The organism is Mesorhizobium sp. BH1-1-5 (genome assembly GCF_020165615.1).
Taxonomy (GTDB): domain Bacteria; phylum Pseudomonadota; class Alphaproteobacteria; order Rhizobiales; family Rhizobiaceae; genus Mesorhizobium.
The window spans coordinates 40,778-57,186 of the sequence record NZ_JAIUIM010000032.1 but is presented as its reverse complement, the minus strand read 5'-3'; the positions used below and the strand labels follow the sequence as shown (position 1 = coordinate 57,186).

The 16,409-nt window shown below is 65.3% G+C and carries 16 protein-coding genes; 13 read left to right on the top strand and 3 right to left on the bottom strand.

Annotation, left to right across the window (positions count from 1 at the left end; all coding sequences use genetic code 11):
- Positions 1-39: 39 nt before the first annotated feature.
- Positions 40-639, bottom strand: a complete 600-nt coding sequence (locus LB572_RS30050; RefSeq protein WP_140802628.1) for an NADPH-dependent F420 reductase — start codon at positions 637-639, stop codon at positions 40-42.
- Positions 640-680: 41 nt separating this feature from the next.
- Positions 681-1,415 carry an SDR family NAD(P)-dependent oxidoreductase gene (locus tag LB572_RS30045; protein ID WP_224670296.1) on the bottom strand — a complete coding sequence of 245 codons (735 nt, stop codon included), beginning with the start codon at positions 1,413-1,415 and terminating at the stop codon, positions 681-683.
- A 274-nt stretch (positions 1,416-1,689) separates the two neighbouring features.
- Here LB572_RS30045 and LB572_RS30040 point away from each other — a divergent pair, with 274 nt between their 5' ends.
- The gene (locus tag LB572_RS30040) at positions 1,690-2,586 is read left to right on the top strand and encodes a LysR family transcriptional regulator (protein ID WP_224670295.1); all 897 of its coding nucleotides are present in this window, start codon (positions 1,690-1,692) and stop codon (positions 2,584-2,586) included.
- 32 nt (positions 2,587-2,618) lie between these two features.
- On the opposite strand, the gene LB572_RS30035 is transcribed toward LB572_RS30040, so the two are convergent.
- Entirely contained in the window at positions 2,619-3,794 is a 1,176-nt protein-coding gene (locus tag LB572_RS30035; RefSeq protein WP_224670294.1) for an acetyl-CoA C-acetyltransferase, read from the bottom strand.
- A gap of 134 nt (positions 3,795-3,928) precedes the next feature.
- Between LB572_RS30035 and LB572_RS30030 the strand changes: the two genes are divergently transcribed.
- The 12 genes from LB572_RS30030 (at position 3,929) to LB572_RS29975 (ending at position 16,404) form a co-directional block, all read left to right on the top strand.
- Positions 3,929-5,875, top strand: coding sequence for an acetoacetate--CoA ligase (locus tag LB572_RS30030; protein ID WP_224670293.1), 1,947 nt, complete (start codon positions 3,929-3,931; stop codon positions 5,873-5,875).
- Positions 5,872-7,023: a thiolase family protein gene (locus LB572_RS30025; protein WP_224670292.1), complete on the top strand. Its 1,152-nt coding sequence runs from the start codon at positions 5,872-5,874 to the stop codon at positions 7,021-7,023. The genes LB572_RS30030 and LB572_RS30025 overlap by 4 nt, the downstream gene beginning before the upstream one ends.
- Positions 7,023-7,463 (top strand): Zn-ribbon domain-containing OB-fold protein, encoded by a 441-nt coding sequence (locus tag LB572_RS30020; RefSeq protein WP_140802622.1) that lies wholly within the window; start codon positions 7,023-7,025, stop codon positions 7,461-7,463. Before LB572_RS30025 ends, LB572_RS30020 begins: the two co-directional genes overlap by 1 nt.
- Positions 7,460-7,912, top strand: a complete 453-nt coding sequence (locus tag LB572_RS30015) for a MaoC family dehydratase (protein ID WP_140802621.1) — start codon at positions 7,460-7,462, stop codon at positions 7,910-7,912. The genes LB572_RS30020 and LB572_RS30015 overlap by 4 nt, the downstream gene beginning before the upstream one ends.
- Entirely contained in the window at positions 7,909-9,147 is a 1,239-nt protein-coding gene (locus LB572_RS30010) for an MFS transporter (RefSeq protein WP_140802620.1), read from the top strand. Before LB572_RS30015 ends, LB572_RS30010 begins: the two co-directional genes overlap by 4 nt.
- A gap of 89 nt (positions 9,148-9,236) precedes the next feature.
- Positions 9,237-10,073: a GntR family transcriptional regulator gene (locus LB572_RS30005; RefSeq protein ID WP_224670290.1), complete on the top strand. Its 837-nt coding sequence runs from the start codon at positions 9,237-9,239 to the stop codon at positions 10,071-10,073.
- A 201-nt stretch (positions 10,074-10,274) separates the two neighbouring features.
- The gene (locus LB572_RS30000) at positions 10,275-11,051 is read left to right on the top strand and encodes an SDR family NAD(P)-dependent oxidoreductase (protein WP_224670289.1); all 777 of its coding nucleotides are present in this window, start codon (positions 10,275-10,277) and stop codon (positions 11,049-11,051) included.
- A 15-nt stretch (positions 11,052-11,066) separates the two neighbouring features.
- Entirely contained in the window at positions 11,067-11,726 is a 660-nt protein-coding gene (locus LB572_RS29995) for an L-fuculose-phosphate aldolase (RefSeq protein ID WP_224670288.1), read from the top strand.
- A 70-nt stretch (positions 11,727-11,796) separates the two neighbouring features.
- Positions 11,797-12,798, top strand: a complete 1,002-nt coding sequence (locus LB572_RS29990; protein WP_210241999.1) for a sugar ABC transporter substrate-binding protein — start codon at positions 11,797-11,799, stop codon at positions 12,796-12,798.
- A gap of 68 nt (positions 12,799-12,866) precedes the next feature.
- Complete coding sequence (locus tag LB572_RS29985) at positions 12,867-14,393, top strand: sugar ABC transporter ATP-binding protein (RefSeq protein WP_224670287.1); 1,527 nt, start codon at positions 12,867-12,869, stop codon at positions 14,391-14,393.
- On the top strand, positions 14,390-15,421 hold the full coding sequence (locus tag LB572_RS29980; RefSeq protein ID WP_224670286.1) for an ABC transporter permease: 1,032 nt from the start codon (positions 14,390-14,392) through the stop codon (positions 15,419-15,421). Before LB572_RS29985 ends, LB572_RS29980 begins: the two co-directional genes overlap by 4 nt.
- The gene (locus LB572_RS29975; RefSeq protein ID WP_224670285.1) at positions 15,418-16,404 is read left to right on the top strand and encodes an ABC transporter permease; all 987 of its coding nucleotides are present in this window, start codon (positions 15,418-15,420) and stop codon (positions 16,402-16,404) included. The genes LB572_RS29980 and LB572_RS29975 overlap by 4 nt, the downstream gene beginning before the upstream one ends.
- The last annotated feature ends 5 nt before the right edge of the window (positions 16,405-16,409 follow it).

Sequence of the window (16,409 nt, the reverse complement as noted above, 5' to 3'; positions counted from 1 at the left end):
CTTGAACGATCGAGTGGGAGCGACGGGAGCGTGGATCGGTTACTGCTCCTTCTTGAACAAGTCCTGGAAGATGAGCCGGCCCCAAATGCGGTCGCGTGCGTGCACCAGCGCGCCACCCTCGTCGAGCTTTCCCAGTATGACGGGTGCGAACCCGAGTTGTCTGGCCAAATCCGCCACGGGAGCGATCGCGTGCTCGTCGTCGCTCGACAGAAAGACGACCCGGTGCCCACCCTCGACGATCGGATCGGCAGCCAGGGTGGCCGCAATCAGGTGATTGAAGCCTTTCACGAACTTGGCGCCGGTGAACGCCTTCGCGACGAAGGCGGAGGACGGGAGACCGTCCAGCTCCTCAGGGGGAAGCAACGCGTTCATCGCGTCGATGACCGTCTTGCCTTTCCAGCTCGGCAAGGCCTTCGCAACCTCGCGATGCTGCTCGAACGGGACCGCCAAGAGGATTGTGTCAGCCTCGAGTGCTTCCCGCAGCGACGTGGCGACGACCGTGGGTCCAATCGCCCGGGCCTGCGGCGCCAGCGCCTCGGGAGGCCGGCGGCTCGCAACGACCACGTTGATGTTCCTACGGGCAAAGGCGTGGGCGAGGGCCTGGCCTACCTTGCCGAATCCTACAATCGCATAGCTCATGATAATTCTCCGATCCGTGTTGATGTTGAATCCCGCATCTTTCAGATGGCCGAGAAGCCGCCGTCGACAGACAGTTCCACCCCGTTCACGAAGCTGGAATCGTCGGAAGCAAGAAACACCGCGGCCGCCGCAATTTCCTCAGGAAGCCCCATCTTTCCCCGCGGGATCAGGGATTCGAACATCCGCTTCGCCTCCTCGGTGAGAACTTGGTCCTGCATCGGTGTGGCGATCGGCCCGGGGTGCAGCACGTTCACCCGGATATTCCTGCCCTTCAACTCGTTGAGCCAGCCGCGTGCGAATGCCTGCAACGCCGCCTTGCTTGCCGCATACACGCTGTAACCAGGAAAACCCTTCACCGAAGCCACCGATCCGGTCATGAAGATCGATCCGCCATCGTTGAGCAGCGGCAACGCCTTTTGCACCGTGAACAGCGTGCCGCGCGTATTCAGGCCGAAGGTCGCATCGAAATACTGCTCGGTAATCTCGCCCAGCGGGACGGCTGCGCCCGTGCCGGCGCTGGCGTACAGGACGTCGATCTTGCCCTTTTCCCGCTTGACCGTGTCGAACAGGCGGTCGAGGTCATCGAGATTGGCCGCGTCGCCGCGCACGCCGGTCACGTTCCGGCCAATTAGCTTGACGGCCTCGTCGAGCGCCTCCTCCCTCCGGCCGGTGATGAAGACATAGGCGCCTTCTTCGACAAACCGCTTGGCGCTCGCCAGCGCCATGCCGCTCGATCCACCCGTGATGACTGCAACCTTACCTTCAAGCTTTCCCATGACCGTTCCTTTTAGGCTCTGTCGTTGATCGTTCGGGGAAGTCCCCGAGAGCCTCGAAGTAGGTTCACTGCGGTCAGGCGTTGAGTGCGGAAGCGCGCACATCGGTGGTGCGAAATCGATCCGGCCGGACGATTGACACAGCCGCGACGATCGGCGTCCGGCGTTCGGAATTGGGCCGCGCTGGTCGATATGGGCTATGATGATTGCTCTTACCTCGGTCCGATGTGTTAGATATGGCTTTGGAAGGCGCACCCCAGCGGTGCCGGATTGCACCATGATCGACTGGGATGACGTTCGCTATTTTCTTGCCGTCGCGCGCGAAGGCTCGGTCCGCGCCGCCGCCGCGCGCCTCGGCGTGAACCACTCGACCGTGCTGCGACGCGTGGCCCAGCTCGAGGAACGCCTCGGGGCGCACATGTTCGAGAAGCTGCCTTCGGGCTACCGCCTGACGGCCGCCGGCGAGGAAGTCGTCGAGCTCGCGCACCAGATGGAAGCGTCGTCGCACCTGCTGGAGACGCGCGTCTTCGGGCGCGACCAGAGCGTGCGCGGTCTCCTGCGGGTAACGCTGGCGCCGCCCCTGGCGACACATCTGCTCATGCCGGACTTCGCCGATTTCGCGCGTCTGCATCCGGACATCGAGATGGAAATCTTGTCGTCCGGCGAGCTGGCGAACCTGACCAACCGGGAGGCCGACGTCGCGATCCGCGTCGTCTACGACCGCAAAACCCTGCCGCTCAATCTTCACGGCCTGAAGGGACCGGAGATCTTCGGAGGTGTCTACATGTCCCGCGATCGACTGGCGGCGTGGCGTGCGGGCGCACCTGATCCCATCCGCTGGATCGTCATAAGCATTCATGGAGTTCCGGACTGGGCCGGCGAGGGTGAGGTTCGCACCACGGGGGTTCCGTTCAGGACCACGGACGGCGAGGCGCAGATCGCTGCGGTACGGCAAGGGCTCGGGATGACGACACTGCCGTGCTTCGTCGGCGATGCCGACCCCCTGCTGGCGAGGGTGCCGGGCACCGACCTGCATATGTACGGAACGCTCTGGCTTCTCACACAGGGGGAGACGCGCAAGACGGAGCGCGTGCGGCTCTTCACTGAGTTCGTATCCCGCAGGCTGGCCGCGTACGCTCCGCTTCTCGCGGGACTGTCCTTATCGCGCGATTGACGCGCGGCCGGTCACCGGGCGATCGCCCGCGCTCACCGCTCCAGGCAGATCGCGACGCCCTGGCCGCCGCCGATGCAGAGCGAGGCCAATCCTTTTCGCGCGTCGCGGCGGATCATCTCGTGCAGCAGCGTCACCACGATGCGGCAGCCGGAACCGGCCAGCGGATGTCCGAGCGCGATGGCGCCGCCGCTCATGTTGATGATGTCCTCGTTCCAGCCCATCTCGCGGTTGACCGCGATGGCCTGCGCGGCGAAAGCTTCGTTGATCTCCATCACGTCGAGATCGCGGGTCTGCCATCCCGCCTTCTCGAGCGCCAGGCGTGAAGCAGCGACGGGACCGAGCCCCATATCCATCGGTTCGACACCGGCGGAAGCATAGGACGCGATGCGGGCGAGGGGCGTCATGCCGAGTTGCTTCACCCGCGCTTCCGACATCACCAGCACCGCCGCGGCGCCGTCGTTGAGGCCCGACGAGTTGCCGGCGGTGATCGTTCCCGCTGCATCGAAGACCGGTCTCAGCCGGCCGAGGCCTTCGATCGTGGTCGAGGGATTGGGATGCTCGTCACGCTCGATGACGACATCGCCTTGCCTTGTCTTGATCGACACGGGGACGATCTCGTCGTCGAATCTGCCTGCCCGGATGGCGGCGTCGGCCTTCTCCTGCGAGCGCAGCGCGAAACGGTCCTGTTCCTCGCGGGTGATCTGGTAGCGCTGCGCCAGCGCTTCGGCGGTCACGCCCATATGCACCTGATGGAAGGCGTCCCACAGCCCGTCGGTGATCATGGAATCCTTGACGGTCCGGTCGCCCATGCGGATGCCGGCGCGGGCGCCGTGAATGAAATGCGGCGCCGAGGTCATCGAATCCTGCCCGCCGGCGATCACGCAATCGGCGTCGCCGCAGCGAATGGCCTGGGCGGCGAGATGGATCGACTTCTGGCCGGCGCCGCAGACCTTGTTGACGGTCATGGCTGGGACGCTGACCGGCAGGCCGGCCTTGAGGGCAGCCTGCCTGGCCGGGTTCTGTCCGGCGCCGCCGGTCAGCACCTGACCCATGATCACCTCGCTGACGGCATCGGGCGCAAGCAGGGCATCGGCAAGCATCGCCTGGATCAGCTGCGCTCCCAGCTCTGCTGCCGAAAGATCGGAAAACGCGCCGTTCAGCTTGCCGATGGGTGTCCGCTTCGCGGCAACGATATGCACGGCGTCCATTTCTGATCCTCCGCCCGCGCGATCCACATAGGCGGGATCGCCGCTTGACATTCTGGTTATAACCAATAATCATGAAATGCATCGGCAAGCAAGGTCGCGGCATCGAGCTCGGCCTGCATTGCGGGAGGAAATCCATGTCATCCGTGCTTTGGACGCCGGCGCCGGCCGCGTTCCAATCGTCCAATCTTGCGCGCTTTTCGATAGCCAACGGCTTCGACCCGCGCGACTACGAGACGTTGCATCGCTGGTCGATCGGCGATCCCGGCGCATTCTGGCGGGCAGTGTGGGATTTCGCCGGGGTGATCGGTGATCCCGGCGCGATCTCTTTCTTGCGCGACGACAATGCGCCGATGACCGGGAGCCGCTTCCTTCCGGAAGCTTCGCTAAATCTTGCGGAAAACCTGATGCGCGGTGATGAGGACAAGGTTGCTCTCATCGAGGCTGATGAGAGTGGTCATTTCCGCACCATCACGCTCGGCGAGTTGCGCCGGCTCGTCGCCAGGGCTGCGCATGGCCTGGGCGCTGCCGGCGTCGGCAAGGGCGACTGCGTCGGCGGCATCCTCCCCAATCGTGTCGAAGGTCTCGTGGCGCTGCTGGCGGCGCTGTCGGTCGGCGCCGTCTGGTCGTCCTGCTCGCCGGATTTCGGCGCCGCCGCGATCGTCGACCGCCTCGGCCAGATCGGCGTCAAGGTGCTCTTCGCGGCACCACGCTACCGCTATGCGGGCAAGGAGCACGACATCTCCGACAGGCTGGCCGAGATCGTCGCGGCGATGCCGACGGTGACGACGCTGGTGCTGACCGGCGAACCGGGTTCCAAGCCGGACTGCGCGGCGCATTGTATTTCGCTCGACGACTTTGGCGGCGACGGCCCACTCAGTTTCGAGCGTGTGCCCTTCGACCATCCGGCCTACGTACTCTACACCTCCGGCACGACAGGCGCACCGAAGGCGATCGTCCACAGCAGCGGCGGCGTGCTGCTCCAGCATCTGAAGGAGCATCTGCTGCATGGCGACGTTCGCCCGGGCGATGTCATGAGCTGGTACACCAACACCGCCTGGATGATGTATCACTGGCTGATCTCTGGTCTCGCCTGCAGCGCGACGGTTGTGCTCTATGACGGCGCGCCGATCCTGAAGACTGCCGACGGGCTCGACCCCAGTCCGCTCTGGACAATGGCCGAACGCGCCCGCGTCACCCATTTCGGCACCAGCCCGAAATATCTGGCCACGCTCGCCGCCGAAGGCTACGCGCCGGGGCGCTCGCACGATCTGTCATCGCTGCGCTCGCTGCTGTCGGCCGGCGCACCGGTCTCTCCGGGGCAATTCGACTGGGTCTACGAGCACGTGAAGCGCGACATGATCTTTGCCTCGATCTCCGGCGGCACCGAAATCATCGGCTGCTTCCTGCTGGGATCGCCGATCCATCCTGTGCGCCGTGGCGAACTGACTGTGAAAGGGCTTGGCCTCGCGGTCGCAGTGATGGACGAGCGCAACGCGCCCATCATCGGCCGGCAAGGCGATCTCGTCTGCACCGAGCCGTTTCCGTCGATGCCGCTGACCTTCTGGGGCAGGGACGGCGACCAACGCTACCACGCCACTTATTTCGCCGCCCGCCGCGAGATCTGGACGCATGGCGACGTTGCCGAGATGACCGCCTATGGCTCGGCTGTGATCCATGGCCGTTCGGATACGACACTGAAGCCCGGTGGCGTGCGCATCGGCACGGCGGAAATCTACGCAGCCTGCGAAAATTTCGCCGAGATCGAGGACTGCCTCGTCTTTGGGGCGCCGGTCGAAGGCGACGAAGAAATCGTGCTCTGCGTCAAGCTCAATGACGGTTATGCGCTGACCTCCGAGCTTGCCGCGCAAATCCGCCGCGCGATCCGCGACGACGCCTCGCCGCGCCACGTGCCGCATCGCATCCATGCGGTGCAGGCCGTGCCTTACACGCTGAACGGCAAGCGCGTGGAGGGCGCGGCCCGCACGACGCTCGAAGGCAAGCCGGTCAAGAACATAGCTTCGCTCGCCAATCCGGCGTGTCTCGAGGAATATCGCGCGCTCGACCGGAGCAAGGCGGCATGAGCCGGTCGAAGGGAGCGATCGTCGGCATCGGCGAGCTGAAGCCGCGGCGCCTGACCAGCGGCGTGACGACGCTGGAGATGATCGCCGAGGTCTCGCGCCTGGCGGTGCTCGATGCCGGGCTGGAGCCGGCGGCAATCGACGGGCTGCTGGTCGGACCGCAGGTCGGCGAGACGCCGCAGCATGTTCCAGCGACCATCGCCGAATATCTGGGTCTCGCACCGACCATGGCCAATGTCGTCGACCTCGGCGGCGCGTCCGGCGCCGGCATGGTCTGGCGTGCGGCGGCGGCGATCGAGGCCGGCATGTGCGAGGCGGTGCTGTGCGTGCTCGCCAACAACCGCGAGGAGGCGGCGCCCCGCTCGCCAAACCGCAATCCGATCCGCGAGTTCGACGTGCCCTTCGGCGCCTCGGGCGCCAACATCTCCTATGCGCTGCTGATGCAGGCGCATATGGCGGCATACGGTTCAACCGCGCGGGACTTCGCCATGATCGCCGCCGCGGCGCGCGCCAACGCCCAGCTCAATCGCGATGCGATCTTTTATAGCAAGCCGGCCGATGTCGAAGCGGTGCTGGCCTCGCCAATGATCGCCTCGCCGCTGCATCTGCTCGAAATCGTCATGCCGGTCGCCGGCGGCGAAGCTGTCGTCGTCACCTCGGCCCAACGCGCGCGGTCGTTGCGCAGGCCGCCCGTCCATCTGCTCGGCGCCGGCGAGAAGGTCACGCATCGCGCCGTCAGCCAGGCGCCGAGCCTGACTTCCGGTCCGCTGAAGAGCGCCATGGCGCGGGCCTTCCAACAGTCCGGCACCCATGCCGACGAGATGGACCTTCTGTCGCTCTACGATTGCTACACAATCATGGTCGCAACGACGATCGAGGATGCCGGCCTCTGCGCGCCGGGCCAGTTCGGCGCGTGGCTCGGCGATCGCGACCTTTCGCACAAGGGCGACAAGCCGCTCAACACGCATGGCGGCCAGCTCGGCTTCGGCCAGCCCGACCTTGCCGGCGGCATGACCCATGTCGTCGAGGCGGTGCGCCAGCTGCGCGGCGAGGCGGGCGAACGCCAGATCGGCAAGGCCGGGCTCGCGTTGGTCACCGGCAATGGCGCGACGATGAGCGAAGCGACCGCGCTGGTGCTGGGAGCCGCCTGATGTCCGTCGATTTGAAGACGCTGAAAACCCCTGGCCCGACGATCACCGCGCTGACCAAACCGTTCTGGGATGCCGCCGCCGAAGGGCGCCTGACCATCCAGCACTGCGAGGACTGCGGCAAGGCCGTGTTCTATCCACGCCCGATCTGTCCGCATTGCTGGAGCAAACGCCTGGTCTGGAAGGACGCATCGGGCAGGGGGCGGCTCAAATCCTTTTCGGAGGTGTACAAGCCCGGCCATCCCGGCTGGCTGCCGGCAGCACCCTACGTGGTCGGCCTGATCGAGCTGGCCGAAGGCCCGACGATGCTGAGCTTCATCCTGGCCGGCACACGGCCGCTACAGATCGGGGACATGCTGCTTCTTGCGCCGACAGCCATCGGCGGCCGTGTCCTGCCGGCCTTCAAACCAATCGAACCCGGAGCAGAGGAGAAGCCGCAATGAGTAACGAGACGAAGGACGGTTGGGTGGGTGTCGTGAAAGGCCGCCCGCAGGTCGGCGCCTTTGCCGAGCGCACGCGGCGCACGCGCGTCAGCGACATCGAGGCCTTCACCGACATCACCGGCGACCGCAATCCGCTGCATTACGACCGCGCGCTGGCCGAGAAGTCGGTGTTCGGCAAGCTGATCGTCCAGGGCGGCGTCACCTCCGGCATCCTCAATGCGCTGGTCGCCGAGGATCTGCCCGGGCCCGGAACCGTTTTCCTCGAAGTGGCGTGGAAGTTCGTCAAGGCCGTGGGCGTTGATGAGGAGATCACCGGACGCGTGGAGGTCAAGGAAGTGCGCCCCGACAAGCCGATCTGCAAGATCGAGACCAGCGTGCGCAACGGCCAGGGCGAGCTTTGCCTTACCGGTACGGCCACGGTCTTCACCGTGCCGCTGCAAACCGCATGAGCACGGTCGGCCGGCTTGGCATGGCGGCCGATGGCGAGCGCTGGCGAGTGCTGTCGTTGCTTTGCCTGGCGGTCGTCCTGTCGCTGACCACCTGGTTTTCGGCGACCGCTATCCTTCCCGAACTGAAGCAGGAGCTCGCGCTAGGCGCGAGTGCCGAGGCGTGGCTGACCAATGGCGTCCAGGTAGGCTTCGTCATCGGCGCGCTGGCGGCGAGCCTGGTCAATCTTCCCGATCTTGTGCGGCTCAGCCGCCTGATGGCGGCCGCGGCGCTTGTCGCCGCGCTCGCGAATGCAACGCTGCTGCTTCATCCCGGGCCGGCCGGCGTGATCGCCGCGCGCATCGTCACCGGGGCAGCGCTCGCCGGCGTCTATCCGCCGGCGTTGAAGCTGGTCGCCACCTGGTTCACGCGCGACAGGGGACTGGCGCTCGGCGCGGTCATCGGCGCGCTGACCGTCGGCTCGGCGCTGCCGCATCTCTTCCGCGCCGTCTCGTCAGCGCTCGACTGGCGGCCGGTGGTCGCCGCCGCCAGCGTGGCGACGGCGGCAGGCGCGCTGCTCTTCCTGCTGTTTGCCAGGGAGGGACCTTATCCCTTCGGCAAGGCGGTGTTCGAGCCCTCGCGCATCGGCCAGGTGTTTCGCGAAAAACCGCTGCTGCTCGCCAATCTCGGCTATCTCGGCCATATGTGGGAGCTCTACGCCATGTGGGCCTGGCTGCTTGCCTATACGCGCGCCGCCTTCGAAGCGCAGGCGATCGGGACGGCCGCCACTGCCTCGCTCTCGACCTTCCTTGTCGTCGCCTCCGGCATCCTTGGCTGCCTGCTCGGCGGCTATCTGTCGGACCGCATCGGCCGCACCGCCACCACGGCCGGCATGATGCTGGTCTCGGGAAGCTGCGCGTTGCTGATGGGCTTCCTGTTCACCGGCCCGCTGTGGCTGTTCATGCTCGTCGCCATCGTCTGGGGCATCTCGGTGATCGGCGATTCGGCACAGTTCTCGGCTGCCGTCACCGAGCTTGCCGACCGCCGCTTCGTCGGCACCGCTCTGTCGGTGCAACTGGGCGCCGGTTTCGCGCTGACGGTGCTCGCCATATGGCTGACGCCGCGTTTCGCCGATTTCATCGGCGGCTGGCGCTGGGCCTTCCTGCTCTTGGTTCCCGGACCGCTTCTGGGGGCAGCCGCCATGCTATGGTTGCGAAACTTGCCGGAGAGCGAGAAAATGGCTGGCGGGCTCCGGTAGGGCCGCTGCTGCGCGTTGACTCGCGGCAAACATTCATACCGGGCAGTTTGCCCGCAGCCTGAAGACCGATGATGGAACAAGCAACCAGAATGCGCGGGCGTCCTCGTTACGACCAGGAAGATGCCGAGGCGGCCGAGGCTTTCCGCTCGATCGGCTCAAAAGTCCAGCTCAACCGCGATGAGGCGGCACCGCTCTGGGTGCAGTTGCGCAACCAGGTCGAGGAAGCGATCAACACCGGCCTGCTGGCCGCCAATTCGCGCATTCCCTCGGAACAGGCGCTGTGCGATTTCTTCGGTGTCTCGCGCCCCGTGGTGCGCGCCGCGATCGGCTCGCTGTCGAATGAAGGCCGCATCATCAAGATGCCGCGCAAGGGCATGTTCGTCGCCGCTCCCCGCGAGCACGTCGACTTCATGACCGCCAATCTCGGCGTGTTCGACGATTTGACCGCCAAGGGTCACAAGGTCTCGACCCGAACGCTGGAGATCTATCGCTGTCCGCCGAGCGACAAGGAGTCCAAGGTCTTCGGCATTCCCGCCAATGGCAGCGTGGTCCGCATCAGCCGCGTCTACATGACCGACGGCGCGCCGATCACCATGACCCGCATCAGCCTGCCGGGGCATCGGGTGCCCGGGCTGGAGAACATCCTGTCGGAAAACCAGTCGATCTTCGGCACCATCCGCGCCGTCTTCGGCCTGACGGTGAAGCGCGCCGACCGCTGGCTGCGGGCTGCACTTCCCACCAAGGAAGAGGCCGATCAGATGGGCGTCGCCGCCAACACGCCGCTGATCGAGATCGAGTCGATCGCCTATGACGCCGATGGCGCCGCGCTCGAATATTACGAGGCCTTCTACAACTCCTCCGTCGCCCGCATCCACATGGCGGTCGAGCAGCCTTCGGCGACCGTGAACGGCGTCGATCGCACCTGATTTCTTAGTCATCAAAAAAGATTCTGTTTTCTGGTTATAACCAGATTGACGGACCCGGGAAGCTTCTGTAACGTCCCTGTCATGGGGTCGGGAGGAGCCTGACCCGGAGGCATTTATCAGGACCTGTCGGCTTGCGACGCTGCTTCGGCGGCGAGGGTGGAGTTTTGCCCGCGCTCAAGTCCGTTCTGATGGAGGACGTGCATGGATTACCGGTCGCAATTCGATCTGGCAGGCGAGGTCGCCGTCGTCACCGGCGGCGCCAGCGGGATCGGCCTGGAGGCCGCCAAGGCGCTCGGAACTTGCGGCGCGAGAATCGTCCTGCTCGACATGAATGCGGATGGACTGAAGGCCGCTGCCGAAGCGCTCCAGGCCGCGGGGGTCGCAAGCGTCGATGGTCGCGTGCTCGATGTCACCGATCCGCAAGCGGTCGAAGCGATAGCAACCGCGATCGTCGCGGACTTCGGCAAGGTCGATATCCTGGTCAACAGCGCCGGCATCGCGCGCCTCAACACCGCGATCGACACGCCGGACGAGGAATGGCGCCTGGTGATGGATGTCAACGTCAACGGCGTCTACTGGGCCTCGCGCGCTTTCGGCCGCTCGATGGTCGCCCGCAAGAAGGGTTCGATCGTCAATCTGGGTTCGATGTCGGGCCTGATCATCAACCGCCCGCAGACGGCACCGTCCTACATGGTGAGCAAGGGCGCCGTGCACATGATGACCAAGGCGCTCGCGGTCGAATGGGCGAAATCGGGCGTGCGCGTCAACGCGCTGGCGCCGGGCTATGTCGGCACCGAGATGACGCTGAAGATGCGCGAGCGCCCTGAACTCTTCAACACCTGGATCGACATGACGCCGATGGGGCGCTTGGGCACACCGCAGGAGATCGCCTCGGCGATCCTGTTCCTGGCGTCGCCGGCCTCGAGCTACGTCACCGGCGCGATCCTGTCGATCGATGGCGGCTACACGGCCTGGTAAGGATTGGAATATCGCATGACCCTTTCGGACCTCGATGCGCGCCAGGCAATCATCGACGCCTGCATCCAGATGAACGCGCTGGGCATCAACCAGGGCACTTCAGGCAACATCAGCCGGCGCCACGGCGAGGGCATGCTGATCTCGCCGACCAGCACACCCTATGACGCGCTGCAGCCGGAAGACATCGTCTTCATGGGTTGGGATGGCGAGGTCGACGGACGTTTGCCGCCGTCCAGCGAATGGCGCTTCCATCTCGACATCATGAAGGCGCGGCCCGAGGTCAACGCCGTCGTCCACGCGCATCCGACCTACTGCACGACGATCGCCATCATGGGCCGGAAGATACCGGCGATCCATTACATGGTCGCGGTAGCCGGCGGCAGCGACATACGCTGCGCGCCCTACGCCACCTTCGGCACGGCAGAGCTTTCAGCGCATGCCGTGGAGGCGTTGCGCGACCGCAAGGCCTGCCTGCTTGCCCAGCACGGCATGATCGCCGTCGGGTCGAACCTTGCCCAGGCGATGTGGCTGGCCGTCGAGGTCGAGACGCTGGCGCGCCAGTATCACGGCGCTCTGCAGATCGGCGAGCCGCCGATCCTGTCCGACGAGGAGATCGAAAACGTCATCAAGCGCATGGCGAGCTATGGCCTGCGCGACAATGACGCCGCTGCCTGAGGAGGCAGCGATCCACTGTTTCGCATACCCTCCGGGAAGGCCCGGAGCGATCAACAAGGGAGGAAATGAAATGACCAGATCCATGAAAGGCCTCGTCAAGGCGCTCGCCCTGGGGTTGGCGGCGGCTTGCAGCCTTGCCGCCATCTCCGGCGCGACGGCAGAGGAGTTGTCGCTCAAGGGCAAGCGCATCGGCGTCTCTGCCATCGGCACCGACCATTATTGGGACCTGATGGCGTTCCGGGGTATCCAGGACCGCGTCAAGGAGCTCGGCGGTGAGGTGATCGCGCTCGATGCCGGCCGCAAGGACCAGCAGCAGATCGCGCAGTTGCAGACGCTGATCGCGCAGAAGCCTGACGCCATCATCGAGCAGCTCGGCAACCTTGAAGTGCTGAACCCGTGGCTGCAGAAGATCCGCGACGCCGGCATCCCGCTGTTCACGGTCGACACCGCGACGCCGCACGCCATCAACAACACCACCTCCAACAACTACAACATCGGCGCCGAGATCGCCTTGCAGATGGTCGCCGACATGGGCGGCAAGGGCAATGTGCTGGTCTTCAACGGCTTCTACAGCGTGCCGGTCTGCAAGATCCGCTACGACCAGCTGAAATATGTGCTGACCTCGTTCCCGGATGTGAAGATCGTCGAGCCGGAGCTGCGCGACGTCATCCCGAACACGGTGCAGAGCGCCTATTCCAACGTCACCGACATGCTGACCAAGTCGCCCGAGAAAGGCTCGATCGGCGCAGTCTGGGCCTGTTGGGACGTGCCGCAGATCGGCGCCACGCAGGCGGTCGAAGCCGCCGGCCGCAACGAGGTCAAGACCTACGGCATCGACGGCAGCCCGGAAGTCATCAAGATGGTGATGGATCCGAAGTCGTCGGCCGGCGCGGTCGCGGCGCAGCAGCCCTATGAGATCGGCAAGACTTCGGTCGACAACGCCGCCAAGTACCTGGCCGGCCAGAAGGTGCCGCCCTTCACCTTCGTTCCGTCAGTGCTGATCAACAAGGAAAATGCCGCCGAAAAAGGAAAGCCGTTCCTCGACGCCGCCGAGAAAGCAGGCGTTAAATAAGACGGAACGAAACGGCGGGCAGCCGCGCCTACGCGGCTGCCCGCCACATCCAATCGGGATTGACGGCCATGCAGACAGCAAAGCGTGAAATTGCTGTGTCGATGACGGGCATATCGAAGCGGTTCGGTCCGGTGCGCGCCTTGGAAGACGCGAACCTCGAGATCGCGCGCGGCTCGATCCTCGGCCTTGTCGGCCAGAACGGCGCCGGCAAGTCGACCATCATCAAGGTGCTAGCCGGCATCATCAAGCCGGACAGCGGCTCGATCGTCATCAATGGCGAGACGGCCAGCACGCTGACGCCGGCTTCGGTCGAAAAACTCGGCGTGCACTTCATCCATCAAGACAGGCTCCTGGTGCCGACCGCGACTGTCGGCGAGGCAGTCTTCCTCGGCCACGAAATCGGCCTTGGCCCGTTCGTCAGCCGACGCGCCATGGAGCGCAAGGCCGCGGACCTGTTGAAGCGCTTCTTCGGCATGGAACTGCCGGCCGGGACCTTGGTCAAGGACCTGACGACCGCGCAGCAGAAGGTCGTCCAGATCACCCGCGCTCTGGCGCAAAAGGCCTCTGTGCTTGTGCTGGACGAGCCGACGGCGGCGCTGGTCAAGCGCGAGGTCGACAGCCTGTTCGACGTGCTGCGCCGGCTGCGCGACGACGGTATCGCCGTGGTCTTCATTTCCCATTACATGCAGGAGATCGAGAAGCTCTGCGACCGCGTCACCGTGATGCGCAACGGCACCGATGTCGGCACGGTCGATCCGCGCGTAACCCCGATCGACGAGATCATCTCGATGATGATCGCCCGCGATGTCGGCGAGATGTTTCCGAAGCGCGCGGTCGAGCTTGGCGCGCCGGTGCTTGAGGTTTCCAATCTCCGCCTCGGCGGCAGTTTCGAAAACATCGGCTTCAACGTGCGCGCCGGCGAGATTGTCGGCCTGACCGGTTTGCTGGGCTCCGGCGCCAAGGAAATCGTCCAGTGCCTGTTTGGCCTCAAGACCGCCGATGGCGGCCAGGTCAAGGTCGAGGGCAGGGAGCTGTCGCTGTCGACGCCGGTCAAGGCGGTGCGCGACGGCATAGCGATGCTGCCGGAAGATCGTCGCGCCCACGGCGTGGCGCTCGGCCTGTCGGTGCGCGAGAACATTTCCTTGGCCAGCCTGCGCCGCTATTCGCGGACTGGCATGGTCAGCCGGAGCAGTGAGAACCAGGCGGTCGACGGACTGATCAAGGAACTGTCGATCAAGACGCCGCATCGCGACGCGCTGGTGCGCGAGCTCTCCGGCGGCAACCAGCAGAAGGTAGCCATCGCCAAATGGCTGAGCTGCCAGTCGCGCGTCTATGTGCTGGACGAGCCGACGGTCGCCGTCGATGTCGGCGCCAAGGTCGAGATCTACAACCTCCTCAATCGCCTGGCGGGCGAGGGCGCGGCGATCCTGCTTCTTTCCTCCGACCTGCTGGAGCTGGTAGGGGTCTGCGACCGCGTGCTGGTGGTCTATCGCGGTCGGCTTGCGGGCAGCTTCTCCGGTCCTGCAATGAACAGCGACGCGCTGCTGGCGGCTTCGTCCGGCGCGCGCTCGAACGCTGATGGAGTGGCCGCATGAGCGCGACTGTCCTCCACACCGAAGCCGGCGTTTCCGACGAAAAACAAGCCACCGCCAAGAGCGCCGGCCGGCGCTTCGGAGCGCTCGTCGTGCGACTCGGCGCGATCGCCGCCTTTGCCGCGATCATGGCCTATTTCGTCATCTTCGCGCCTGGTTTCACCTCGACCTTCAACCTGATCAACGTCGTCGAGCAATCGGCGATCCTGGGCGTGCTCGCCTATGGCATGACCGCGGTCATCATCGGCGGTGGCTCGGACGTCACCGAAGGCGGCATCGACCTGTCGATCGCCGCCAATATGGGGCTCTGTGCCGCCGTCTATGCGACGCTTCTGTCGATGGGCTATGGCGACTTCCTCTCGGTGCTTGCGGCGATCGCCGTCGGCATGGCGGTCGGCGCGCTCAACGCCCTTGCCGTGGTCGGCCTCGGCATCCTGCCGCTGCTCGCCACGCTTGCCGTGCTCAATGTCGCTGCCGGCATGGAACTAACGCTTACCCAGAACACGGTCGTCGGCGCATCCTCCCCGCTACTCGGCGTGCTGGTTTCGGGGAGTTTCCTCGGCATCTCCGCGCTGGCCTGGGCGCTGATCGTCTTCTCCGCGATCATGATCGTGATTGTCCATGGCACGTCGTTCGGGCTCAGGCTCTACGCGGTCGGCGGCCATCCCGAAGCGGCCCGCGCGGCGGGCCTCAGCGTGCCATTCTATGTGTCCTTCACCTATGTGCTGAGCGGCTTCTGCGCGGCGGTGGCGAGCATCCTCACTGTATCGCGCCTGTCGGCCAGCACACCCGGCTCCGGCGAGCTGCTGCTGTCGGTGCTGGCCGCGGCACTGCTCGGCACCGTCTTTTCCCGCCGCTTCGTGCCGACCATGGGCGGCACGCTGCTCAGCGTGCTGTTCATCGGCCTTTTGGCCAACGGCTTCCAGTTGCTCAACGTCTCCAGCTACTGGGTCAACGGCGTTCAGGGCGCGCTGATCCTGCTGGTGGTGGCGATCACATCCTTTGCCCGCGGTTCGGAGGGTTCGCGATGAGCGTCTCGGCCAACGACAACAACACCAAGGCGAGCTTGCGCGGCTTCCTCGCCAAATACAGCGTGCTCATCGCCTTTGCCGCGATCGTCATCTTCTTCGCCGTGGCGAGCCCGACTTTCCTGACGCCTGCCAACCTCTTCAACGTGTTGGTCAACAACGTCGTCATGCTGGCGATCGTGGCGCTCGGCCTTACCATCGTCATCTCGTCGGGGGGCATCGATCTCTCGGTCGGCGTCTCCGTCGACATGGCGAGCATGATCTTCGTCATGCTTCTGGCCGCCGGCTACAGCGGCGTGGTCGGCGTCGCGGGCGGGCTCGGCGCCGCGCTGATCGTCGGCATCCTCAACGCGATCCTCATCACCAGGCTCAACATCAGCCCGTTCCTCGCGACGCTCGGCGTGCTCTTCATCGGCCAGAGCACGCAGCAGCTCGCCACCAGCGGCGGCCAGCCGATCTATCTCACAAGTGGTTATGCAGCAGACCAGTTCAACGCCATCGCCCGCACCGCTCTGTTCGGGATGCCGACGCCGGTCATCGTGCTGATCGTGCTCGCCGTCGCGGTCCATCTCCTGCTCCATCGCTCGGTCTTCGGCCGCTATGTCCAGGCCATGGGCGCGCAGCCGGGCGTGGCCTGGTATTCCGGCATCCGCGTGCCGCGCGAATTGTCGATGGTGCATGTGCTGTGCGCGCTGCTCGCCGGCGTCACCGGCATCCTGCTGTCGGCGACGGTGAAGTCCTACGTGCCGCTGTCTGGCAACGCCTTCCTGCTCGACGCGATCGGCGCCACCTTCATCGGCACGACGCTGAGCCGCGAGCGCAAGCCTTCGGTCATCGGTACGCTGCTCGGCGTGTTGCTGCTCGCCATCGTCAAGAACGGGCTGCTGCTCGTCGGCTGGAATTTCTACTGGCAGCAGGTCGGCATCGGCGTGCTCGTCTTCCTGGTGCTGGCCGCGAGCTTCGGCCTGCGCCGCGCCGCTCATTGAATTCG